Annotated in this window: 23 protein-coding genes; 13 read left to right on the forward strand and 10 right to left on the reverse strand. The window is 69.6% G+C overall.

What is annotated here, in order from left to right; genetic code table 11:
• Window positions 1-22 precede the first annotated feature (22 nt).
• From J2W45_RS07010 to J2W45_RS07020, 3 genes are all read right to left on the reverse strand, one after another.
• The gene (locus J2W45_RS07010; RefSeq protein ID WP_310130183.1) at window positions 23-1558 is read right to left on the reverse strand and encodes an AAA family ATPase; all 1536 of its coding nucleotides are present in this window, start codon (window positions 1556-1558) and stop codon (window positions 23-25) included.
• Between the two features lie 301 nt (window positions 1559-1859).
• Window positions 1860-2933 carry a redox-regulated ATPase YchF gene (ychF, locus tag J2W45_RS07015; RefSeq protein ID WP_310130185.1) on the reverse strand — a complete coding sequence of 358 codons (1074 nt, stop codon included), beginning with the start codon at window positions 2931-2933 and terminating at the stop codon, window positions 1860-1862.
• Window positions 2934-2957: 24 nt separating this feature from the next.
• Window positions 2958-3704, reverse strand: coding sequence for a class I SAM-dependent methyltransferase (locus J2W45_RS07020; protein ID WP_310130187.1), 747 nt, complete (start codon window positions 3702-3704; stop codon window positions 2958-2960).
• Between the two features lie 116 nt (window positions 3705-3820).
• On the opposite strand from J2W45_RS07020, the gene J2W45_RS07025 reads away from it, so the two are divergent.
• Together J2W45_RS07025 and J2W45_RS07030 are read left to right on the forward strand one after the other, a co-directional pair.
• Window positions 3821-4402, forward strand: a complete 582-nt coding sequence (locus J2W45_RS07025) for an exonuclease domain-containing protein (RefSeq protein ID WP_310130188.1) — start codon at window positions 3821-3823, stop codon at window positions 4400-4402.
• A gap of 146 nt (window positions 4403-4548) precedes the next feature.
• Window positions 4549-5949: a DNA recombination protein RmuC gene (locus tag J2W45_RS07030; protein WP_310130190.1), complete on the forward strand. Its 1401-nt coding sequence runs from the start codon at window positions 4549-4551 to the stop codon at window positions 5947-5949.
• A gap of 61 nt (window positions 5950-6010) precedes the next feature.
• Here J2W45_RS07030 and glpX read toward each other — a convergent pair whose 3' ends face one another.
• Window positions 6011-7012 carry a class II fructose-bisphosphatase gene (gene glpX, locus J2W45_RS07035; protein WP_310130192.1) on the reverse strand — a complete coding sequence of 334 codons (1002 nt, stop codon included), beginning with the start codon at window positions 7010-7012 and terminating at the stop codon, window positions 6011-6013.
• A gap of 239 nt (window positions 7013-7251) precedes the next feature.
• Here glpX and fbaA point away from each other — a divergent pair, with 239 nt between their 5' ends.
• Both fbaA and J2W45_RS07045 read left to right on the forward strand, forming a co-directional pair.
• Window positions 7252-8280 (forward strand): class II fructose-bisphosphate aldolase, encoded by a 1029-nt coding sequence (gene fbaA, locus J2W45_RS07040; RefSeq protein WP_310130194.1) that lies wholly within the window; start codon window positions 7252-7254, stop codon window positions 8278-8280.
• A 70-nt stretch (window positions 8281-8350) separates the two neighbouring features.
• Window positions 8351-9031 carry a DUF6264 family protein gene (locus J2W45_RS07045; protein WP_310130196.1) on the forward strand — a complete coding sequence of 227 codons (681 nt, stop codon included), beginning with the start codon at window positions 8351-8353 and terminating at the stop codon, window positions 9029-9031.
• A 34-nt stretch (window positions 9032-9065) separates the two neighbouring features.
• On the opposite strand, the gene J2W45_RS07050 is transcribed toward J2W45_RS07045, so the two are convergent.
• Window positions 9066-10097 carry a 4-hydroxy-3-methylbut-2-enyl diphosphate reductase gene (locus tag J2W45_RS07050; protein ID WP_310134957.1) on the reverse strand — a complete coding sequence of 344 codons (1032 nt, stop codon included), beginning with the start codon at window positions 10095-10097 and terminating at the stop codon, window positions 9066-9068.
• Window positions 10098-10209: 112 nt separating this feature from the next.
• Here J2W45_RS07050 and xseA point away from each other — a divergent pair, with 112 nt between their 5' ends.
• The 6 genes from xseA to J2W45_RS07080 all read left to right on the forward strand — a co-directional run bounded on the left by xseA (window position 10210) and on the right by J2W45_RS07080 (window position 15340).
• Window positions 10210-11493, forward strand: coding sequence for an exodeoxyribonuclease VII large subunit (gene xseA / locus J2W45_RS07055; RefSeq protein ID WP_310134958.1), 1284 nt, complete (start codon window positions 10210-10212; stop codon window positions 11491-11493).
• A 10-nt stretch (window positions 11494-11503) separates the two neighbouring features.
• Window positions 11504-11824, forward strand: coding sequence for an exodeoxyribonuclease VII small subunit (locus J2W45_RS07060; protein ID WP_310130197.1), 321 nt, complete (start codon window positions 11504-11506; stop codon window positions 11822-11824).
• On the forward strand, window positions 11821-12480 hold the full coding sequence (locus J2W45_RS07065) for a DUF4245 domain-containing protein (protein WP_310130198.1): 660 nt from the start codon (window positions 11821-11823) through the stop codon (window positions 12478-12480). The genes J2W45_RS07060 and J2W45_RS07065 overlap by 4 nt, the downstream gene beginning before the upstream one ends.
• A gap of 35 nt (window positions 12481-12515) precedes the next feature.
• Window positions 12516-13112 (forward strand): carbonic anhydrase, encoded by a 597-nt coding sequence (locus J2W45_RS07070; protein ID WP_310134961.1) that lies wholly within the window; start codon window positions 12516-12518, stop codon window positions 13110-13112.
• Window positions 13113-13145: 33 nt separating this feature from the next.
• A complete protein-coding gene (locus J2W45_RS07075; protein ID WP_310130201.1) occupies window positions 13146-14552 on the forward strand; it encodes a class II fumarate hydratase in 1407 nt (468 codons plus the stop codon).
• 221 nt (window positions 14553-14773) lie between these two features.
• Window positions 14774-15340, forward strand: a complete 567-nt coding sequence (locus J2W45_RS07080; RefSeq protein WP_310130203.1) for a P-loop NTPase family protein — start codon at window positions 14774-14776, stop codon at window positions 15338-15340.
• Window positions 15341-15457: 117 nt separating this feature from the next.
• Here J2W45_RS07080 and J2W45_RS07085 read toward each other — a convergent pair whose 3' ends face one another.
• The 3 genes from J2W45_RS07085 to J2W45_RS07095 form a co-directional block, all read right to left on the reverse strand.
• Window positions 15458-16822, reverse strand: a complete 1365-nt coding sequence (locus J2W45_RS07085) for a PhoH family protein (protein WP_396427110.1) — start codon at window positions 16820-16822, stop codon at window positions 15458-15460.
• A 213-nt stretch (window positions 16823-17035) separates the two neighbouring features.
• Window positions 17036-18154, reverse strand: a complete 1119-nt coding sequence (locus J2W45_RS07090) for an aminotransferase class V-fold PLP-dependent enzyme (protein ID WP_310130206.1) — start codon at window positions 18152-18154, stop codon at window positions 17036-17038.
• Between the two features lie 85 nt (window positions 18155-18239).
• Window positions 18240-19025: an isoprenyl transferase gene (locus tag J2W45_RS07095; RefSeq protein ID WP_310130207.1), complete on the reverse strand. Its 786-nt coding sequence runs from the start codon at window positions 19023-19025 to the stop codon at window positions 18240-18242.
• An 89-nt stretch (window positions 19026-19114) separates the two neighbouring features.
• Here J2W45_RS07095 and trhA point away from each other — a divergent pair, with 89 nt between their 5' ends.
• Window positions 19115-19960 carry a PAQR family membrane homeostasis protein TrhA gene (gene trhA / locus J2W45_RS07100; RefSeq protein WP_310130209.1) on the forward strand — a complete coding sequence of 282 codons (846 nt, stop codon included), beginning with the start codon at window positions 19115-19117 and terminating at the stop codon, window positions 19958-19960.
• A gap of 68 nt (window positions 19961-20028) precedes the next feature.
• Here the strand turns inward: trhA and greA are convergent, their stop codons facing one another.
• The gene (gene greA / locus J2W45_RS07105; RefSeq protein WP_018191562.1) at window positions 20029-20520 is read right to left on the reverse strand and encodes a transcription elongation factor GreA; all 492 of its coding nucleotides are present in this window, start codon (window positions 20518-20520) and stop codon (window positions 20029-20031) included.
• A 110-nt stretch (window positions 20521-20630) separates the two neighbouring features.
• Window positions 20631-21032: a DUF4307 domain-containing protein gene (locus J2W45_RS07110; RefSeq protein ID WP_310130211.1), complete on the reverse strand. Its 402-nt coding sequence runs from the start codon at window positions 21030-21032 to the stop codon at window positions 20631-20633.
• A 207-nt stretch (window positions 21033-21239) separates the two neighbouring features.
• Between J2W45_RS07110 and J2W45_RS07115 the strand changes: the two genes are divergently transcribed.
• Window positions 21240-21506 (forward strand): hypothetical protein, encoded by a 267-nt coding sequence (locus tag J2W45_RS07115; protein ID WP_310130213.1) that lies wholly within the window; start codon window positions 21240-21242, stop codon window positions 21504-21506.
• Window positions 21503-21979, forward strand: coding sequence for a hypothetical protein (locus J2W45_RS07120; RefSeq protein WP_310130215.1), 477 nt, complete (start codon window positions 21503-21505; stop codon window positions 21977-21979). Before J2W45_RS07115 ends, J2W45_RS07120 begins: the two co-directional genes overlap by 4 nt.
• Window positions 21980-22024 lie beyond the last annotated feature (45 nt).

Here is a 22024-nt window from a genome sequence, read left to right on the forward strand (position 1 = left end):
AAAGGGGGTTTAGTTAGGGTCCTCACCTCGACTCCACTTCGGCGTACCAGTTCATGAGAACGCTTCGAGCTTCAAACCCCAGTTCGTCGCCAAAGTAGTCGAGTACTTCCTCGTAGGAACTTCGACTGCGTGCCGCATCGATGACCATTTTATGAAAGCCGGAATCCGTTACCTCTAATCCGAACACGCTGCTCGTGAGAGTGCTCACGTTCTCACCGAAGGTCTCCAAGACGGGCCGACGTCCCTGAACGAACGCCCCTGTTCGGCGAATCCTCCAAGCGCATTTTCGTGGAACCTCTTGCAGAACGACGGGCGAGTGCGTCGCAACTATGGCAATCCCACTCTTGTTACGCATCAGGTCCGAAAGCGTCCGTGTGAATGCTGATAGCAGAGGCGGATGAAGATGCCCTTCCGGCTCATCCATCAAAACGAGCGTCTGCTCAGTTACGGTCTCCACCAAGCGCGTCACAGTGAGGAGGACGATCTTGTGTCCCGAACTCAACTTGTTGTAGACCGACATCGCCGACTCACGGAACTCAGCTTCAGTCGTCTCTTCGTCGTATCTGACCGCCAATTCTCTGACCTCAGCCGCCGAGAAGATTGGGTCGGATTCTAGGGTGGCAAGCGCCTCGATCCATGTGCCTTGCGATTTGGAACTGGCGACAAGCCATGCACTGTCCGCAAAGCCAACAGCAAGATCGTTCGGGGTTTGCGTGACGATCTTGCCGTCGTCAGTCCTCCGCTGGAGACCTAGATACGCGTAGGGCACCTTGTACGACTCGCGATCGTCTTCGACTGGCAGCGACGGGTTATCGAAAGCGCTGAACGCAACATAGACGAGATTCGCCGCCTCGAGGGGCGGACCGTCGGTCGGAATATAGCCGTCGCGATCCTTGGGGGTCGACGTGCCCAAGATGTGGCGCCCCAGTGAGAGGAGTGTGCTGGTCTTTCCAGCACCGTTCCGGCCAATCAATACGTGGACGTTGGTCGGCGGCTTGGAATCACCAATTACCTCGAAGTCGAGTTTGAGCGGGGGTGCAATCGGGTTGAGCGATTCACGGACGAACGAGAAATCGAACGACGCCCGCACGTCGCCAAGCTGAAGAAGTCGTGGGTACTGACGGCGAACAGAGTAGGCGGTGACGCTTCTCATGAGCGAATTGATGACACCGGGGGACAAACGAACGTCCTCGAACTCGCTCTGATTTACAGCCAGGTCTCTGAGATCCGACAGAATGTCAGCGCCGCGTTCGGCGCCGAATAGATTGTGAATATTGATGTAAAGGTCCGTGTCTTGGCCGACAGAGACGTACCTCGGCGGCAGCGAATCGAAAAGTTCAGGAATCGGGGTCGACCAAGTTTCTTGCTCGTCCTCGACGTAGTTGTGCTCGCGATCCAGAATTTTGATGAAACCGAGTCGAGTCGACTCGCGCGAATCGAAATAATGCAGCGAGTAAAGAGTGCGGAACTTCCACCAGTCGTTCCATTCAGCGTGTTGCAGCCAGAATGTGCCTGCCTCGGGCTCTGAGGGCTGCCTGTCGCTTACCTGGAACTTCAAAATCGCCACATCCTTGATCGGCTCAAGACTCGATAACGCATACAGTCTGGCAGTCGCTGTGCGGTAACAGGGAAGCGCACGCAGCGAAGATCGTCACCGCATTCATCCACCAAGCGAGGGCCTCCACGCGGTGTTCCGAGTGATGTGAGGCAACAAGGGTGCACAACAACCGAGCGATTGGTCGTCAATCAACCGTGGTCCCCGGCTCAGATCCGTCAGGCCCGGCGGGAGGTCCCTCCGACTGCGCCAACAGCACCACGGGCACACTAAGCGTCCCGCATTCAGCGGGCGTCCGGCGGTCTTACACGTTGAACCGGAACTCCACCACGTCCCCGTCCTGCATCACGTAGTCCTTGCCCTCCATGCGCGCCTTGCCGCGGGAGCGGGCCTCGGCGACGCTTCCGGCCTCCATCAGGGCGTCGAAGGAGATGACCTCCGCCTTGATGAAGCCCTTCTCGAAGTCGGTGTGGATGACGCCGGCCGCCTGCGGGGCCTTCCATCCCTTGTGGATGGTCCAGGCGCGCGACTCCTTCGGGCCCGCGGTCAGGTAGGTCTGCAGGCCGAGGGTGTCGAAGCCGATGCGGGCGAGCTGGTCGAGGCCGGACTCCTCCTGGCCGGTGGAGGCCAGCAGTTCTGCAGCGTCGGCCGCGTCGAGGTCGATCAGCTCCGACTCCAGCTTCGCGTCGAGGAAGACGGCCTGCGCCGGGGCGACCAGGGCTGCCAGCTCGGCGCGGCGGGACTCGTCGGTGAGCACGTCCTCGTCCACGTTGAAGACGTAGATGAACGGCTTCGCGGTGAGGAGCCCGAGCTCGCGCACCGGCTCCAGGTCGATCGAGGACGTCGAGAGCGGCTTGCCGGAGTTGAGGTACTCGATCGCGGCGCGCGCGGTCTCGAGCACGATCGGCTCCAGCTTGCGGCCCTTGACCTCCTTCTCGTAGCGCTGCTCCGCCTTCTCCAGGGTCTGCAGGTCGGCGAGGATGAGCTCGGTGTTGATGGTCTCCATGTCGCCGGCCGGGTCGGTCTTGCCCGCGACGTGCACCACATCCGCGTCGCTGAAGCCGCGCACGACCTGCGCGATGGCGTCGGCCTCGCGGATGTTCGCCAGGAACTTGTTGCCCAGGCCCTCGCCCTCGCTGGCGCCCTTCACGATGCCCGCGATGTCGACGAACGACACCGGCGCCGGAACGATCCGCTCGCTGTGGAACAGCTCCGCCAGGCGGTCGAGCCGCGGGTCGGGGAGGTTCACCACGCCGACGTTCGGCTCGATGGTCGCGAACGGGTAGTTCGCGGCGAGCGCGTCGTTCTTGGTCAGCGCGTTGAACAGGGTGGACTTGCCCACGTTGGGCAGTCCGACGATTCCGATAGTGAGAGCCACGGTCGTCCATTCTACGGGCCGGGGTCAGCCCTCCCGGGCGGCTCGGTACGAGCGGGTGACGTACGGCAGCTCGATGGTGTCGCGGCCGGCGAGGTCGGGATGCTCGCGCAGCAGGCGCCGCAGCGACTGGATGACCGCGGCCTGACCGTCCGCATCCTTCGTGATGAAGTAGCTGCGGGACCGCGCCAGGTCGAGCAGCCCGTCGTGGCTGAGCGCCTGCACCCAGCCTGTCTCGTGCTTCTCCAACCGCCCGAACGGCTCGGTGAGCACCGGGTCGCCCTCGTCGTCGAAGGCGTACGACCCCGCATCCATCAGCTCGCCCAGCTCGCGCACCCAGCCGACGCTCTCGTCGCGCTCGTTCCAGATCAGCCCCAGACGGCCTCCCGGGCGCAGCACGCGGGCCACCTCGGGGATCGCGCGCTCCGCATCCACCCAGTGCCACGCCTGCGCGACCAGCACCAGCCCGAACGCGGAGTCCGGGAAGGGGATGCGCTCGGCGCTGCCCTCGCGCGCGTCCACGTCCGGCAGGCGCTCGCCGAGAACGCGGAGCATCTCGGGCGACGGGTCGACCGCGGACACCTCGAAGCCGCGCGCGACCAGCGCCGCGGTCAGCTTTCCGGTCCCTGCGCCTAAGTCGAGTACCGGACCCTCGATGCCCTCGGTGAGCCAGCTCTCGGCATCCGCCGGGTAGGACGGCCGCGCGGCGTCGTACACGTCGGCGGCCCGGTCGAACGAGGCCGCGTGGAGGTCGCGCTGGTGACGGGATCGCATGCCGCCGATGGTACGCGCCGGCGCTCACGCCGACCTCTTCGGGTTGTGGATGCGGGATGCGGCGGCACGCGGGCGGGATGCCGGGCGGCGTCGGTGGGCCGTGTCAGCATGACGACGTGACCCTGGACTTCACCGCCATCGACTTCGAGACCGCCAACTCCTCCCCCGCCTCCGCGTGCTCGGTCGGGCTGGTGAAAGTGCGGGACGGCAAGGTCGTCGACCGCGCGGGATGGTTCATCCGGCCGCCGCTCGGGCACGACCAGTTCCAGGAGTGGAACATCCGCATCCATGGCATCCAGCCCCACCAGGTGGCGGACGCGGCGAGCTGGGTCGACCAGCTCGCCGACCTCGTCGAGTTCGCCGAGGACGACCACCTCGTCGCCCACAACGCGGGCTTCGACATGGGTGTCATCCGCGCCGCCTGCCAGGCCACACTCGTCGCCTGCCCCGAATACAGCTACCTGTGCAGCCTCCAGGTCGCCCGCCGCACCTACACGCTCGAGTCGTACCGCCTGCCGGTCGCGGCGATGGCGGCGGGATTCGACGGGTTCCAGCACCACGACGCCCTCGCCGACGCGGAGGCCTGCGCGGCCATCGTCATCCACGCGGCGCGGCGCCACGAGGCCGCGACGATCGCGGACCTCTCCGCGCTGACCGGCGCCCGCCTCGGGCGGATCGGCGTCCCCGTCGCCGCCTGACCCTCGCGCCCCGCGCCTCGCGCGCCCCGCTCCGGCGGGCGTCGAGTCGTGAGTAGATGTCGCCACTCGCGGCGGATACGCGCATCCACTCACGACTCGCGGACCCGGCGACCCCCAGTGTCGGCGGCCTCTGACACACTCAGGGCATGGACATCCTCGCCCTGCTCTTCGGCCTCCTGATCGGGCTCATCGCCGGCGCCGTCGGCGCGGGTTTCGCCGTCGCGAAGCTCATGCGCACGCGGTCCGCGGCCGAGCCCGCGACGCCGCTGGTCGACCCGGCCGTGCTGGCCGCGCAGCATCAGGCCGAGCTGGCCGAGCTGCGCGCGACGGAGGCCGCGGTGCAGTCGGAGATCCGCGCCGACCTGGCCGCTGCGCACGGCCGCGTGGACGCCCTGCAGGAGCAGTTGCTCACCGCCCAGCAGCAGTACCGCGAGACGGTGGAGCGGCACCGCGCCGAGGCCGAGGCGCGTTCCGCGCAGGAGCGGGCCGAGAGCAAGGTGCTGCAGGCGCTCGCGCCGGTGCGCGAGAGCCTGAGCGACATGCAGCGCAAGGTTGTGGAACTCGAGACGCAGCGCAACCAGCAGCACGGTCAGCTGACCCAGCAGCTGCGGTCGGCCGCCGAGTCGGAGGAGCGCCTGCGCAGCACGGCGGAGGCCCTGGCGTCCGCGCTGCGGTCGAACAGCACCCGCGGAGTCTGGGGCGAGACCCAGCTGCGGAGCGTGGTGGAGGCTGCGGGCCTGCTAGAGCGCGTGGACTTCGACGTGCAGTCGAGCATCCACTCGGAGTCCGGCGCGGGCCGTCCCGACATGATCGTGCGGCTGCCCGGCGGCAAGAGCATTGCGCTGGACGCCAAGGTGCCGTTCAACGCGTACCTCGAAGCCAGCCAGATCCCCGCGACCGCGACGGGACCGGAAGGTGCTCAGCGCGAGGCCCTGCTCAAGCAGCACGTCAAGGCGGTCCGCGACCACATCACGGCGCTCGGCAGCAAGGCGTACTGGACGGGCCTGGAGTCGTCACCGGAGCTGGTCATCGCGTTCATCCCGAGCGAGTCGCTCGTGTCGTCCGCGCTCGAGGCGGACCCGTCGATCATGGAGTTCGCGTTCGGCAAGCGCGTGGCGCTCGCCTCGCCGGTGACGCTGTGGTCGGTGCTCAAGACCGTGGCGTTCAGCTGGCAGCAGGATGTGCTCACCCAGGAGGCGAAGCAGCTCTTCGACCTGAGCCGCACTCTCTACAGCCGGCTGGCCACGACGGCCGGCCACATCGAGAAGCTCGGACGCTCGCTGGAGCGCACCGTCAAGGACTACAACGGCTTCGTCGGGTCGTTCGAGCGCCAGGTGTTCCCGGCCGCCCGCAAGCTCAACGCGCTCGACGAGACCAAGGTGATCGGGGTGCTCGACGGCATCGAGGAGGCGCCGCGCGAGCTGACCGCGTTCGAACTGGTCAGCGAGCTGGAGCCGCGCGACATGCACGGGATCGACAAGCTGGCGATCGAGGAGCAGGAGCGCGCTCACGCCCTGGAGGCCGAGCGCGACAGCGGCGCGGCGTAAGGCCGGCGGCCGGGCCGGTCAGAGCCGGGCCGGTCGGAGCGGGGGCCTCAGAGCGGGCCGGTCAGAGCTGGTCGGGCTCCAGCCACTTCTCCGCGAGGTGGTCGGCGATCACACGACGAGCCGTGCCGGACTTCGACCGCAGCACGATCGACTCGGTCCGGATGATCGGGCCCTTGCGGCGGACGCCCTCCACAAGGCCGCCGTCGGTGACACCGGTCGCCACGAAGAAGGTGTTGTCGCCCTTCACCAGGTCATCCGCATCGTAGATCTTGTCCATGTCGAGGCCCGCGGCGATCCCGGCCGCGCGCTCCGCGTCGTCCTTCGGCGCGAGCCGGCCCTGCATGAAACCGCCCAGAGCCTTGATCGCGCACGCGGTGGTGATGCCCTCCGGGCTGCCGCCGATGCCCACGCACATGTCGATGCGCGACTCGTACCGGGCCGCGTTGATGCCGCCCGCGACATCGCCGTCGAGCAGCAGGCGGGTCCCCGCGCCGGCCGCACGGATCTCCTCGATCAGCTCCTCGTGCCGCGGCCGGTCCAGCACGGCGACACGGATCTCGCCCACCGGCTTGCCCTTCGCCTTCGCCAGCTCGCGGATGTTGTCCCCGATCGGCCGCGACAGGTCGACGACCCCGCGTCCCTCGGCCCCCGTCACGATCTTCGACATGTAGAAGACGGACGACGCATCCAGCATCGAACCGCGGTCCGACACGGCGATCACGGACAGCGCGTTCTGCCGCCCGGCGGCGGTCAGCGACGTGCCGTCGATCGGGTCCACCGCGATGTCGACGGCCGGTCCGCGGCCGTTGCCGACGTGCTCGCCGTTGAACAGCATGGGCGCGTTGTCCTTCTCGCCCTCGCCGATCACGATGACGCCGTCGAAGTTGACCGTCCCGAGGAACTTGCGCATCGCATCCACCGCCGCACCGTCGGCCGCGTTCTTGTCGCCGCGCCCGATCCACGGGGTCGCCCGGATGGCCGCCGCCTCGGTCGCGCGCACCAACTCCATGGCCAGGTTCCGGTCGGGATGCGTGAAGTGGGGTGCGCTGTCGGTGCTGGTCATGGTGGGTCCTCCCGGACGGATGCGGAACGTCGTCGTCAACGCCGGCGCGGGCGTCGCGGCCGGACGCTGCCAGTGTATCGAGCGGGTCCCGGCCCGTCAGGGGTCGTGCACGGATGTCCAGATCCGTCCACAGGCGGCGGCTTCTCCACAGACTCGGCCCGCCTCCGCGACCCCGGATCGGGCGTCCGACCGCCTCGGTATGATGAGGGCGTTCGACATCCCCATCCCAAGGAGCTGCAATGCCCATCGCCACGCCGGACCAGTACGCAGAGATGCTCGACAAAGCGAAGGCCGGCGGGTTCGCCTACCCCGCGTTCAACGTGTCGTCCTCGCAGACCATCAACGCGGTGCTACAGGGTCTGACCGAGGCGGGCAGCGACGGCATCATCCAGGTCACCACCGGCGGTGCGGACTACTTCGCGGGCCAGACCGTCAAGGCGCGTGCCACCGGTGCGCTGGCGTTCGCGCGGTTCGCCACCGAGGTCGCCAAGAACTACCCCATCACGGTCGCGCTGCACACCGACCACTGCCCGAAGAACGCGCTCGACGACTTCGTGCTCCCCCTCATCGCCGCCTCCGAAGAAGAGGTGAAGGCCGGCCGCAACCCGATCTTCCAGTCGCACATGTGGGACGGCTCGGCCGTGCCGCTGGACGAGAACCTGCAGATCGCGCAGGAGATGCTCAAGCGCACCAAGGCCATCAACGCCATCCTCGAGGTCGAGATCGGCGTCGTCGGCGGCGAGGAGGACGGCGTGCGTCACGAGGGCTCCAACGAGGCCCTCTACACGACCCTCGCCGACGCGGAGAAGGCTGTCGACGCCCTCGGGCTCGGCGAGAAGGGCCGCTACATGGCCGCCCTCACCTTCGGCAACGTCCACGGCGTCTACAAGCCGGGCAACGTGAAGCTGCGCCCGGAGCTGCTCAAGGAGATCCAGGACGGCCTGGCCGCCAAGTACGGCCACGGCCCGAAGCCGCTCGACCTCGTCTTCCACGGCGGCTCGGGCTCGACCGACGAGGAGATCGCCGAGGCGGTCCGCAACGGCGTCGTGAAGATGAACATCGACACCGACACGCAGTACGCGTTCACCCGGTCGATCGCGGGCTACATGTTCCAGAACTACGACGGCGTGCTCAAGATCGACGGCGAAGTGGGCAACAAGAAGGCCTACGACCCGCGGGCATGGGGCAAGGTCGCCGAGACCGCCATGGCCGCACGCGTCGTCGAGGCGACGCAGCAGCTCGGCTCGGCCGGACACTCCGGCAAGTAGCCAGCGCGGCGGCGGAGGCGTCCACGACATCCCGCCGCCACACCACCACCCAGCGAGGAGGCGCCCCGCGATGGCCGAGCAGGAATCGCAGCCGGACGACCGGCCGCGCCCGCAGTACGGCGAGCTGGCGCCTCCCGGCTGGGTGTGGCATCCCCCGGCCGACGCCGACCGGCTGGACACGTCGCGCCCGCTGGAGCGGGAGGGCGACGGCGACGACGCGTACGACCGCGCGGGCGCACCGCCGTCCGGTGCGCGAGTGCCCGGACTGCAGCCGCCCTACGGCCAGCGTCCGGACGGCCACCCGCAGGGAGTCCCCGGAGCGCCCGGCCAGACCGCGGGACCCGGTCAGCCGGCCCCGACCTGGAATCTGACGCTCACCGTCCTGCTCGCCGTCTTCGGGTTCTTCGGGATGTCGTACTCGATCGCCACGCTGCAGGCGATCCCCGCCTCGATGCAGCTGCTGCACAGCACGAACGGCCTCGGCGATTACACGCCTGCCCCCGTCGTCAGCACGCTGGTGCTCGTCGGCTCGATCCTCATGGCGGTCATCTGGGTCGTGTCCGCCGTGATCGCCGCGCTGCTGCTGGTCCGGCGGAGGCTGGCCTTCTGGGTGCCGCTCGTCGCCGGGATCGTGGCGATGGTCGTCCTGCTCATCTTCGCGGGCGCCGTGCTCGCGACGGATCCGGTGCTGCTCGGGTTCTACAGCGGAACGACCGCGCCCGGCACGTCGTCGCCGACGCAGAACCCCTGAGGCCCGGGCGCGGGATCAGCGCCCCCGACCGGAATCAGCGCCCGCGACCGCCGAGCGCCCGCGCGTCCTGCTTGCCCGTGATGTCCTTGCGCAGCTCCTTCGGCAGCGAGAACATGAGGTCCTCCTCCGCCGTCTTGACCTCCTGCACGTCGCGGTACCCCGCGCCCGCCAGGTCGTCGAGCACCTCCTGCACGAGCACCTCCGGCACCGAGGCGCCACTGGTGACACCGATGGATGCCGCCCCGTCCAGCCACTCCTGCTTGATCTCGCTCGCGTAGTCCACCCGGTAGGCGGCCTTCGCGCCGTACTCGAGTGCGACCTCGACGAGCCGGACGGAGTTCGACGAGTTCGCCGAGCCGACGACGATCACGAGGTCGGCCTGCTCGGCCACCTTCTTGATGGCGACCTGGCGGTTCTGGGTGGCGTAGCAGATGTCGTCGCTGGGCGGGTCCTGCAGGTTCGGGAAGCGCTCGCGCAGGCGGCGCACCGTCTCCATCGTCTCGTCGACCGAGAGCGTGGTCTGCGACAGCCACACGACCTTGTCCGGATCCCTCACAACGATCGAGTCGACGTCGTCCGGACCGTTCACCAGGGTGACGTGGTCGGGCGCCTCGCCCGCGGTCCCCTCGACCTCTTCGTGACCGGCGTGGCCGATGAGCAGGATCTGGAAGTCGTCGCGCGAGAACCGCACGGCCTCGCGGTGCACCTTGGTCACCAGCGGGCACGTCGCGTCGATGGCGCGAAGTCCACGCTCGGCGGCGGCGTTGACGACCGCCGGCGAGACGCCGTGTGCCGAGAACACGACGTGCGCGCCCGACGGCACCTCGTCGACCTCGTCGACGAAGATCGCGCCCTGCTGCTCCAGCTCGGAGACGACGTGCACGTTGTGGACGATCTGCTTGCGCACGTAGACCGGCGCGCCGTACAGGTCGAGCGCCTTCTCGACGGCGACGACGGCCCGGTCGACCCCGGCGCAGTAACCGCGGGGCGCTGCCAGCAGCACCCGCTTATGTCCGACGACCGGGTTATCCTGAAGCCGTCGCCTGGCGCCGGGAATGCGCGGCATCGGGAGGCTGATGGTTGCGTCGCTCACCCCTCGATCCTACGTGAGCGCGCTGAACACGGAATGGGAGCACCCGGTGAGCCAAACCTCGACGGCGCCGACCTCCACGGTCGCCATGCAGGCCGCTCCCCCGACGGTCGACGCTCCGTGGCCCGTCGCGCTGCTCAACAGCAAGATCAAGGGATGGATCGACCGCCTGGGCACCGCCTGGGTCGAGGGCGAGATCACGCAGTGGGGCATCTCCGGCGGCAACGTCTACGGCAAGCTCAAAGACCTCAACGAGGACGCGACGATCAGCTTCACGATCTGGTCGTCGGTGAAGGCGCGCATCCCGGCCGACCTGAAGCAGGGCGACCGCGTGGTCGCCGCCATCAAGCCGAACTTCTGGGTCAAGGGCGGCACCCTGACCATGCAGGTCTACGACATGAAGCACGTCGGCCTGGGCGACCTCCTCGAGCGGCTGGAGCGCCTGCGCCAGCAGCTCGCCGCCGAGGGCCTGTTCGCGATCGAGCGCAAGAAGCGCCTCCCCTTCCTCCCGCACACCATCGGGCTGGTGACGGGCAAAGACTCCGACGCCGAGAAGGATGTGCTCCGCAACGCGCAGCTGCGCTGGCCGCAGGTGCGCTTCCGGGTGCTGCACGCGGCCGTGCAGGGCGAGCGGACCGTCACCGAGGTGGTCTCCGCGATCCGCACGCTCGACGCCGACCCCGAGGTCGAGGTGATCATCGTGGCGCGCGGCGGCGGAGACTTCCAGAACCTGCTCGGCTTCAGCGACGAACGCCTGGTGCGGGCCGCCGCGGCGGCCCTGACGCCGATCGTCAGTGCGATCGGTCATGAGGCCGACCGCCCGCTGCTCGACGAGGTCGCCGACCTGCGCGCATCCACGCCGACGGATGCGGCCAAGCGTGTGGTGCCGGACGTCGCCGAAGAGCTCGCCCGGGTGCAGCAGGCACGGGCGCGGCTCGGGATGCGCGTCACGCAGCGCATCGCCCACGAGATCGACCGGATCGGGCACCTGCGCACCCGGCCGGTCCTCGCATCCCCGTCGTGGATCGTCGACTCGCGCGCCGAGGAGCTGACCCGGTTCGTCGCGCGCGGCACAGAGCTCGTGGGTCGGTGCGTCGAGCGCGAGACTACCCGCGTCGCCGAGCTGCGCGGCCAACTCCGCGCCCTCTCCCCCCAGGGGACCCTCGACCGCGGCTACGCGATCGTGCAGACGACTGCCGGCCACGTCGTCACCGACCCGGCGGAGGCGCCGGAGGGCACGGCGCTGCGGCTGACGGTGTCCGGCGGGTCGCTGGGCGCCACCGCCGGCACGGAGTTGCCCTCACCGGCCGGGCATGACGGGTTCTCCACAGGCGAGACCGCGCGGCCAGCGGGCGCACAGCCAGCCAAATAGAATGGATGCCATGCCCACTCCCGAGACGACGTCCCCTGCCGGGGATCCGCTCAGCGCCCTCAGCTACGAGGAGGCGCGCGACGAGCTGATCCGCGTGGTCGGCGAGCTCGAGCAGGGCACCGCCACCCTCGAGGACTCGATCTCCCTCTGGGAGCGCGGCGAGGCGCTCGCGCGGCACTGCGAGGAGTGGCTGATCGGGGCGAAGGCGCGGCTCGACGCCGCACGCGCCGGCTCGGCCGCAGCGTCCGGCGCAGCAGCGCCCTCCGGCGCATCGGCGCCCTCCGGCGCATCAGCGCCCTCCGGCGCATCGGGGGCGTTCGACGGCGAATGAGCCCCCGCAACAAGCCGCCCGTGGTCGTCGCGGAGCTCGGCCGGCCCGAGACGCCCGAGGAGACCGCCGCCCGTAAGGCGCAGAACTCGGCCAATCACCGCAACCGTCAGACGATCAACAACCTCGTCTACTCGCTCCTCGCCACCCTGGCGATCGTCGCGGTGATCGTCCTCATCGTGCCGCGGGGCAACCCGACGGCGACGAAGCCGGCCGTCGACTACACGAGCATCGCCCAGCAGGCGCAGGGCAGCGAGCCCGACCGGCTGCTCGTGCCGAAGCTGCCGTCCACGTGGTCGTCCAACAGCGCCGAGCTGCGCACCAAGACCCCGGACAACGTCGACTCCTGGTACATCGGCCTCATCACGCCCAAGCAGCAGTACATCGGCATCACGCAGGGATTCGGCGCCAACGACAGCTGGGTCGCCGACCAGGTGAACAAGTCGATGATCAAGGGGACGCGCCAGATCGACGGCGTGACCTGGGACGTCTACGACAACCGCACATCCAGCTCGGACAACGGCAACGTGGCGTACGCGCTCGTCAACCGGTCCGGCGACAGCTCGATCATCGTCTTCGGCACCGCCGACGACGGCGAGTTCCGCACGGTGGCGGCGTCGCTCGCCGACCAGATCCGCTCACTCGGAGGAGGACAGTAGTGCCCACGACCCGCCCAGGAAAAGTCTGGACCGCGATGCTCGACGGCAACGCCCGCTTCGTCGCCGGCGAGCCGCAGCATCCCCACCAGGACGTCGCGCGACGGGAGGTCGTCGCGGGTGGCCAGGAGCCGGTCGCCGCGATCTTCGGGTGCGCCGACTCGCGGCTGGCCGCCGAGATCATCTTCGACCTCGGCCTCGGCGACGCATTCGTCGTCCGGAACGCCGGCCAGGTCGTCTCCGACTCGGTCATCGGATCGCTGGAGTACGCGGTCGCGGTGCTGCACGTCCCGCTCATCCTGGTGCTCGGTCACGACAGCTGCGGCGCGGTCGCCGCGGCCATCGGATCGCAGGCCGCGGACGCCGATCCCCTGCCGCCGCACATCGCGCAGCTCATCCAGCCGATCGTCCCCGCCGTGCACCGCGTGGCGGGCGAGGGCGCGGTCGACCCGGCCGCGGTCGACGCGAGCGAGGTCGGCCGCGAGCACCTCCGTGACACCGTGTCCGAGCTGCTCGCGCAGTCCGAGATCATCAGCTCCGCGGTCGCCGAGAACACCCTCGCGATCGTGGGCGCCAACTACCGGCTCGCGGAGGGCCGGGTCGTGCCCGACGTCGTCGTCGGTCTGCGCGACTGACCAGCTCCCGCCAACAGAAAGGAAATACACACCGTGGTGGACACCCAGGCGGACGCCGAATACCGCATCGAACACGACACGATGGGCGAGGTGCGTGTGCCGAAGCACGCCCTGTACAGCGCGCAGACGCAGCGCGCCGTCGAGAACTTCCCCATCTCGGGCTCGGTGCTCGAGCCGGCCCAGATCGCCGCACTGGCCCGCATCAAGAAGTCGGCCGCTTTGGCGAACGCGCGCCTCGGCGTGCTCGACCAGGACGTGGCCGACGCCATCGCGTCCGCCGCCGACGAGGTCGCCGCCGGTGCGCACGACGCGGAGTTCCCGATCGACGTCTACCAGACCGGATCGGGCACGTCGTCGAACATGAACATGAACGAGGTTCTCGCGACGCTCGCGTCGGAGCGTCTCGGCCGTCCGGTGCACCCGAACGACCACGTCAACGCGTCGCAGTCGTCGAACGACGTCTTCCCGACCTCGGTGCACATCGCCGTCACCGGCGCGCTGACCGATGAGCTCATCCCGGCGCTCGACCACCTCGCTGTCGCCCTGGAGGAGAAGGCGGAGCTGTGGGCGGAGGCCGTCAAGAGCGGCCGCACCCACCTGATGGACGCGACGCCGGTCACCCTCGGCCAGGAGTTCGGCGGCTACGCCGCGCAGGTGCGCTACGGCATCGAGCGCATCCGCGCCGCACTCCCCCGCGTCGCCGAGGTGCCGCTCGGCGGGACCGCGGTCGGCACGGGCATCAACACGCCGCTCGGCTTCCCGCAGCTCGTCATCGAGCTGCTGACGCAGGAGACCGAGCTGCCGATCACGGAGGCGCGCAACCACTTCGAGGCGCAGGCGAACCGCGACGCGCTCGTCGAGGCGTCCGGCGCCCTGCGCACGATCGCGGTCTCACTGACCAAGATCTCGAACGACCTCCGCTGGATGGGCTCCGGCCCGAACACCGGACTGGGCGAGCTGCACATCCCGGACCTTCAGCCCGGCTCGTCGATCATGCCCGGCAAGGTCAACCCGGTCATCCCGGAGGCCGTGCTCATGGTCGCCGCGCGGGTCATCGGCAACGACGCGACCATCGCCTGGAGCGGCGCGTCCGGCCTCTTCGAGCTGAACGTGGCCATCCCGGTCATGGGCACAGCGCTGCTGGAGTCCATCCGCCTGCTCACCCAGGCCAGCCGCGTGCTCGCCGACAAGACGATCCGCGGCCTGGAGGCCAACCTCGAGCGGGCGCGCGCGTTCGCCGAGTCGAGCCCGTCCATCGTCACGCCACTCAACCGCGTGATCGGCTACGAGGCGGCCGCCAAGGTCGCCAAGCACGCCGTCGCCAAGGGCATCACGGTGCGCGAGGCCGTCATCGACCTCGGCTTCGTCGACCGCGGCGAGGTCACCCTCGACCAGCTCGACTCGGCCCTCGACGTCCTCTCCATGACCCACCCCGGCTGACCCCTCCTCTCGGGGCTCCGCCCCACCGTGGTCGCTCCACTGTCGAGTACACGAAAACTGCACGCGGAACCCGTTCTCCGCGTGCAGTTTTCGTGTACTCGGGGGCGCTGCCCCACCATCGGTTCCTCAGTTAATCCGGGCGGCGGCGGCGTGTCGGCGGATTAAGTGAGGAAGCGATGACGGGGGGCGGGAGGCGGGCGCAGGCGCTTTAGAGTCGAGGGATGCTGTCGTTTGCGGATGCGCTGCCGAGGCGGCCGCGGCGCGTGCTGGTCGCGGGAGTGGCGGGGAGCGGCAAGACCACGCTCGCGGGGCGGATCGCCCGCTTGACGGGCGGTCCGCACACCGAAATCGACGGTCTCTTCCACGGCCCGGACTGGCAGCCCCGTCCGGAGTTCGTGGCGGATGTGGAGGCGTTCACGGCCGAGGAGGCCTGGACGACCGAGTGGCAGTACTCGAGCGCGCGCGAACTTCTGGCTCAGCGCGCCGACCTCCTCGTCTGGCTCGACCTCCCCTTCCTCCGCGTGACACTGCCTCGGGTGGTGCGCCGCACCGTCGTCCGCCGCATCCGCCGGATCGAGCTGTGGAACGGTAACCGCGAGCCGGGCCTGGCCACGTTCTTCACCGACCGCGAGCACATCGTGCGCTGGTCGATCTCGACCCGCAACACGTATGCGGAGCGCGTCCCGGCCGCTGAGCGCGCGCATCCTCACCTCGTGGTCGTCCGCCTCCGCTCCCCGCACGACGTCGAACGCTGGCTCTCCGGCCCCCTCGCCGCCGCCACCCGCTAGCCGCCCCGCGAACCCGCGCCCCCCACCGTCGAGTACACGAAAACTGCACGCGGAAACCGTTCTCCGCGTGCAGTTTTCGTGTACTCGACGGGGGTTGCCCGGGGGCGGCGCGCCGGGTCAGGCGAGTTCGTTGGCCTCCAGCATTTCGGTGACGAGGGCCGCGATGGCGGAGCGCTCGGAGCGGGTGAGGGTGACGTGGGCGAAGAGCGGGTGGCCCTTCAGGGTCTCGATCACGCTGGCGACACCGTCGTGGCGGCCGACGCGCAGGTTGTCGCGCTGCGCGACGTCGTGCGTCAGCACCACGCGCGAGTTCTGGCCGATCCGGCTGAGCACCGTGAGCAGCACGTTGCGCTCCAGCGATTGCGCCTCGTCCACGATCACGAACGCGTCGTGCAGGGAGCGGCCGCGGATGTGCGTGAGCGGCAGCACCTCCAGGATGCCGCGGTCCTGCACCTCGTCCAGGACGTTCTGCGACACCAGGGCGCCGAGCGTGTCGAACACCGCCTGACCCCACGGGTTCATCTTCTCCCCCGCGTCGCCGGGGAGGTAGCCGAGCTCCTGGCCGCCGACCGCGTACAGCGGGCGGAACACCATGATCTTCTTGTGCTGCCGCCGCTCCAGCACCGCCTCGAGGCCGGCGCAGAGCGCGAGCGCCGATTTGCCGGTGCCGGCGCGGCCGCCGAGCGAGAGGATGCCGACCTCCGGGTCGAGGAGCAGGTCGATGGCGAGCCGCTGCTCCGCCGAGCGGCCGTGCAGCCCGAACACGTCGCGGTCGCCGCGCACCAGCTTCACCTCGCCGTCGGCGACGACCCGGCCGAGCGCCGAGCCTCGGTCCGAGTGGATGACGAGCCCGGTGTTGATCGGGAGGCCCTTCGCCTGGTCGCTCCGCATCCACTCCTCTTCGTAGAGGGACGCCATCTGGTCGCTGCCGAGCGAGATGTCGGCGAGGCCGGTCCAGCCGGAGTCGACGACCTGCTCGTGCCGGTACTCCTCGGCCGCCAGGCCGATGGAGGCCGCCTTGACGCGCAGCGGCAGGTCCTTGGAGACGACGGTCACGTCGAGCCCGTCGTTCGACAGGTTGAGCGCCACGGCGAGGATGCGGGAGTCGTTGTCGCCGAGCTGCATGCCGCTCGGGAGGACGGACATGTTCGAGTGGTTGAGCTCCACCCGCAGGGAGCCGCCGTCGCCGACGGGGATCGGGAAGTCGAGCCGTTCGTGCTCGACCCGCAGGTCGTCGAGGTTGCGCAGCGCCTGCCGCGCGAAGTACCCGAGCTCGGGATCGTTGCGCTTGCCTTCCAGCTCGCTCACGACGACGACCGGGATGACGACAGCGTGCTCCGCGAAACGGAAGATGGCCTTCGGATCGGAGAGGAGGACGGACGTGTCGAGCACGTACGTGCGCTCTGCGGTCTTCGCCTCCCCCGCCGTCGAGCCGTTCGACCGGGTTGCTGCCTGTCGGGTTGCTGATTCCGCCACGACCACTCCCACCCCGCCGCTCCCTCGGGAGCCGGCGGATCTCACTGGCGAGACGGCCGCTGGGTTCCGAGACGAACTTTTGTGGCCGTCTCGATCGGGCGCGGTGCCCGATGGGTCGAACCTACGCCCGGCCGCCGACATCGATCGGCGGACCTGCCGCGTGTCGTGTTACGGCCGGGTGAACAATCGCCCCCAGTTCTGGGAGGTTGCCCGCGGCCCTCAGGCGACGGACGCGTACGAGGTGAAGGCGGCGCGCAGCATGTCGAACGTCTCCTCCGTGGTGCCCGCGTGGACGCTGACCCGCACGTTGGACGCGCGCACCGACGCGGTGACACCGTGGTTGAAGAGGGATGCGCCGAGCGCGGTCAGCTGCTCGGGCTGCGGCTCCAGCACGATGATGCCCGCGCGCTCGTTAGGGCTGCGCGAGGACGACACCGGGACGGCGAACTCGTCGGCCAGCTCCAGCACGCGTTCCACCCCGTCGGAGACGGCGGACGCGATCGCCGCGACGCCGACCTCTGCGACCTCTTCGAGGGCGGCGGCGAACCGCGCCTCCGCGACGAGGTCCGGGTTCGAGACCGAGAAGGCGCGGGCGCCGCGCACCGGTTCGAGCACCTCGTCCCACGGCTGGTCGACGCCGGAGCCCGTCCAGCCGCTGAACACCGGGGTCAGGTGGTCGACGGCGCGCTCGCTGAGGGCGAGGAACCCGGTGCCCCAGCCGGCGCGCATCCACTTCTGGCCGCCCGACACGACGACGTCGGCGACCTCCCACGGCGCGTCGACGACGCCGAAGCCTTGAATCGCGTCGACGATCAGCAGACGGTCGCCGATGACCTGACGGATGCCGTCGATGTCGGCCAGGTAACCGGTTCGCGAGTCCACGAGGCTGACCATGACCGCCGAGGTGGAGTCGGTGAGCTGCTCCCGGATGCGCGCGGGCGTCACGCGGTCGTGGTCGGTCTCGAGCCACACCGGCGTCACGACGCGCAGCGCCTGCGCGGCGCGCTCGGCCGCGTAGGTCACGGACGGGAACTCGGCCGGCGAGACGAGCACGTCGCCGCCGGTCAGCCCGAACGCGGCGTGCAGGAGCCCGCTCGACGCGTTCGGCTGGAACACGATCTGCTCGGAGGGGAACCGGGTCACGACCGCGACAGCATCGCGCACGCGGTCGTCCTCCGCGCGCATCCGCTCGATCGTGCCGAAGCGGGCGCGCGAGAGGATCTCGTACTGGCCGAGGGCCTCGGCGCGCGCGGCCTCCGAGAGCGGTCCGACCCGCCCGTAGTCCAGGTAGCCGGGCTCCTCGCCGAACCCGCGGGCGAACTCCTCGATCGTCGTCACCCTTCGATTCTGCCGGATGGGCGCATCGCCCGACGCCGCATCAGCCGCCGAAGCCCGCCGAAGCCGCGCAGAAGCCCACGCCGGATCAGCCGCCGAAGCGGCGGTTGCGGCGCGAGTAGTCGCGCACCGCGCGCAGGAAGTCGACCTCGCGCAGGTCCGGCCCGAGCGCCTCGACGAAGTAGAACTCGCTGTGCGCGCTCTGCCAGAGCATGAAGTCGCTGAGCCGCTGCTCGCCGGACGTGCGGATGACGAGGTCCGGATCGGGCTGGCCTCCGGTGTACAGGTGCTCGCCGATGAGGTCCGGCGTGAGCAGGTCAGCCAGGGTCTCCAGGCTCCCGCCCTCGGCGTGGTGCGCCGCGACGATGCTGCGCATCGCGTCGGTGATCTCCTTGCGTCCGCCGTAGCCCACCGCCAGGTTGATGTGCATCCCCGGGTTGTCGGCCGTGCGCTTCTCGGCGTCGGCGAGCGCCTCCACCAGGCGGGCCGGCAGGCCGGTCGTCGTCCCGACGTGCTTGACCCGCCAGTCGCGGTAGTGCGAGACGTCCTCGGCCAGCTGCGCGATGATCTCGATCAGGTCGCCCAGCTCGCCGCTCTCGCGGTTGGTCAGGTTGTCGGACGACAGCAGGTAGAGGGTGACGACCTCGATCCCGAGCTCGTCGCACCACTCCAGGAACTCGCGCATCTTCGCCGCGCCGGCTCGGTGCCCGTGCGCGACCGTCGTCAGCCCGGCCTGCCGCGCCCACCGCCGGTTGCCGTCGATGATCATCGCGACGTGCTTCGGCAGCGCGTCGCGGTTGAGGTCGCGGCGGAGGCGCTTCTGGTAGAGACCGTAGAGCAGGCCGCTGGCCCCGGGTGCTGCTCGTCTGCTCACGCTGCTACGTTAGCGCGGTCACCGGGATGCGGCTGCCGTGCGGACCGTGCTTTCAGCATCCCGGCACCCGCCTCCTCTACGCTTGCTCCATGTCGCCCCGCAACAGCCCGAACCCCTCCCGTCCGGATGGTGTCCGCGATGGCGAGGACGTCGCCGAGCTCCTCGCCGAGCCCGCGAGCACGCTCGACGCCTCCGACGCCGCCGTGAAGGCCGACGACCAGGAGGCGCGCGATGGCGGACCGGAACTGCCCAACATCCCGCTGCTGGACGCGTCGCCCGCGAATCCCGGTGACATCAAGCCGACCTGGCGCGGATGGATCCACGCGGGCACCTTCCCGGTCGCGATCGCGGCCGGGATCGTCCTGATCTCCCTGGCGCAGGGCGCCCCCGCCAAGTGGGCGTCCGCGGTGTTCATGCTCACGTCGATGCTCCTGTTCGGCAACTCGGCGCTCTACCACCGCTTCAACTGGCGTCCGCGCACCAAGGTCATCCTGAAGCGCATCGACCACGCGAACATCTTCCTGCTGATCGCGGGCACCTACACGCCGCTCGCGGTGCTGGCGCTGCCGCCGAGCAAGGGCATCCTGCTGCTCTCGCTGGTCTGGGCCGGTGCACTGATCGGGATCGGGTTCCGGGTGTTCTGGATCCACGCCCCGCGCTGGCTCTACGTGCCCATCTACATCGCGCTCGGCTGGGCGGCGATCATGTACATCGTCGACCTGCTGAACGCGAACGTCGCCATGATGGTCCTCGTGATCGTGGGCGGCATCCTGTACACGATCGGCGCCGTCATCTACGGCATGAAGCGACCCAACCCGTTCCCGGGGCGTTTCGGCTTCCACGAGATCTTCCACACGCTGACCGTGCTCGCGTTCCTCTGCCACTGGACGGCCGTCCTCCTGATCGCCATGCACCCCGCCTACAACGGAGGCTGAGCGCGCCGCAGAAATGCAGAACGCCCCGGACGTCAGTCGGGGCGTTCTCTCTGTAGTGCGGGTCGGGCTCACTGACCGGTGTAGGTCTCGACCTTCGTCACCTCGACCGCGATTTGACGGCCGTTGGGAGCGGTGTACTCCGTCTTGTCGCCGACCTTCAGGCCGAGGATGGCCGCGCCGAGCGGGCTCTGCTCGCTGTAGACGGGGAGGTCGGTGCCCGCGGCGATCTCGCGGTTGCCGATGAGGAAGACGCTCTCGTCGCCCGCGATCGTCGCGGTGATGACGGTGCCCGGCTCGACCACGCCGTGGCTCTCCGGGGCGGCGCCGACGGTGGCGCTGCGCAGCAGGTTGGTGAGCTGCACGATGCGGGCCTCGATCTTGCCCTGCTCGTCCTTCGCCGCGTGGTAGCCGCCGTTCTCCTTGAGGTCGCCCTCTTCGCGGGCCGCCTCGATGCGCTTCGCGATCTCGTTACGGCCGTTGACGCTGAGCTCCTCGAGTTCGGCCGAGAGACGGTCGTACGCGTCCTGGGTCAGAAACGTGACCTGAGACTCCTGAGACATGATGAACTCCTTCGCGCCGGTGCGGCGGGGAGCCGCTCGGCAGATGGGGCCGGTTGGGAACCGGTGCTAAAGTCGACGCCCCGGCAAAGCCGGGGCGTATCCGCACAATACTAGGTCAGCCAGCAGCTGTTGATCAAACCCGTGTTGGGCTTCATGATCGTGCGGATGGACTCGGTGTGCGCGGTCACGCGCTGGTCCGATCCGGAGTACTGGACGATGCGCCAGCCGACGATCGCGAAGTCCTCGTTGAGCGCCTGGATCGCGCAGGTCACCGGCGTCCCGACGGGGGCGTTGATGGTGAACGAGATGTCGACATGGTGGTCGTCGGGGATGGTGTACGCGGTGTCGGTGGCCTCGAGGTTCGCCTGGTCGTTGTCCCAGCCGGCCCAGAACACCCAGGCGGTGACGACGGCGACGAGTGCCACGAGACCGCCCACGAGCAGCCAGCGGTCGCGCCGCTTGCGCTGCGGGGTACGGCCGTAGCGGGTGTCGAGGGTCGGGGTCGCCGTCATGCGTGCACCGCCATGCCGTCCAGCTCCGCCTCCCGCTCAGGGGCCCGCCGTCGGGCGACGGTAGGCTGGAACCAGACTAGGAGAGAAAGCTGTGAATGCTGCCGCCCGCCGGCTGATGGCCGTGCACGCGCACCCGGACGACGAGTCCAGCATGGGAGTGGAGACCGAGATGCCCGAGACCGACCTCTTCGCCGGGGTGATGGCCGAGTGATCGCGGACGCCCTGCTGCGCGCCTCCGTCCGCCTGGCGGCGACGCCCGCCCCCACGCCGACGGGATCGCCCTCCGACGACTCGGTGACCCCGGGCGTGCTCGGCTTCGTCGTGACGTTCCTGCTCGCGGTGGCCGTCGTCCTCCTCGTGATCGACATGACCCGCCGCATCCGCCGGGTGCGCTACCGGGCGGAGATCGCGGAGAAGCTGGATGCGGAGCAGGCCGAGCGCGACGCGGACGACCCCCGCGGCAACGGCGCGTGAGGGCGCGGACCGCTCTCGCGATCGGCGGCGGAGCGCTCGTGGTGCTGGGCGTCGCCATGACGACGGCCGTAGTGGCCGCCCCGCACCCCGCGGACCCGACGCACGTGGCGTCCGTCGCGTCCGCAGGTGCGGCGCCCGGGACGACCGCGCCCGCGGCGACGCCCCGGCCGACGGCGTCACTGTCCTCCGCCGACGAGAAGCTCCTGGGCTACGTTCGGACGCTGCCGGGGGTGAACGATGTGACGGCCGACAGCGTCGGCGAGTTCACCGACCTGACCTGCGCCACCCTCCGCTCCCCCAAGATGTCGACGGCGTTCTACAGCCAGGTGCTGACCGTCGAGCAGAAGGGCTACTCGCTCACCGCCGACCAGGCGAACGGCCTGCTCGCGGCGACCGCTCAGGCGGCGTGCCCGGATGCGCGACGCGTCGTGGAGAGCCGCGGCGCCGACGCGGCGACGGCGCCGGTCGGCTGACCGCGGCCGGCCGCAGCGCAGGCGGGAGCGGCCCCGCCGCCCCCG

It is taken from the genome of Leifsonia shinshuensis, assembly GCF_031456835.1.
Lineage (GTDB): Bacteria > Actinomycetota > Actinomycetes > Actinomycetales > Microbacteriaceae > Leifsonia > Leifsonia shinshuensis_C.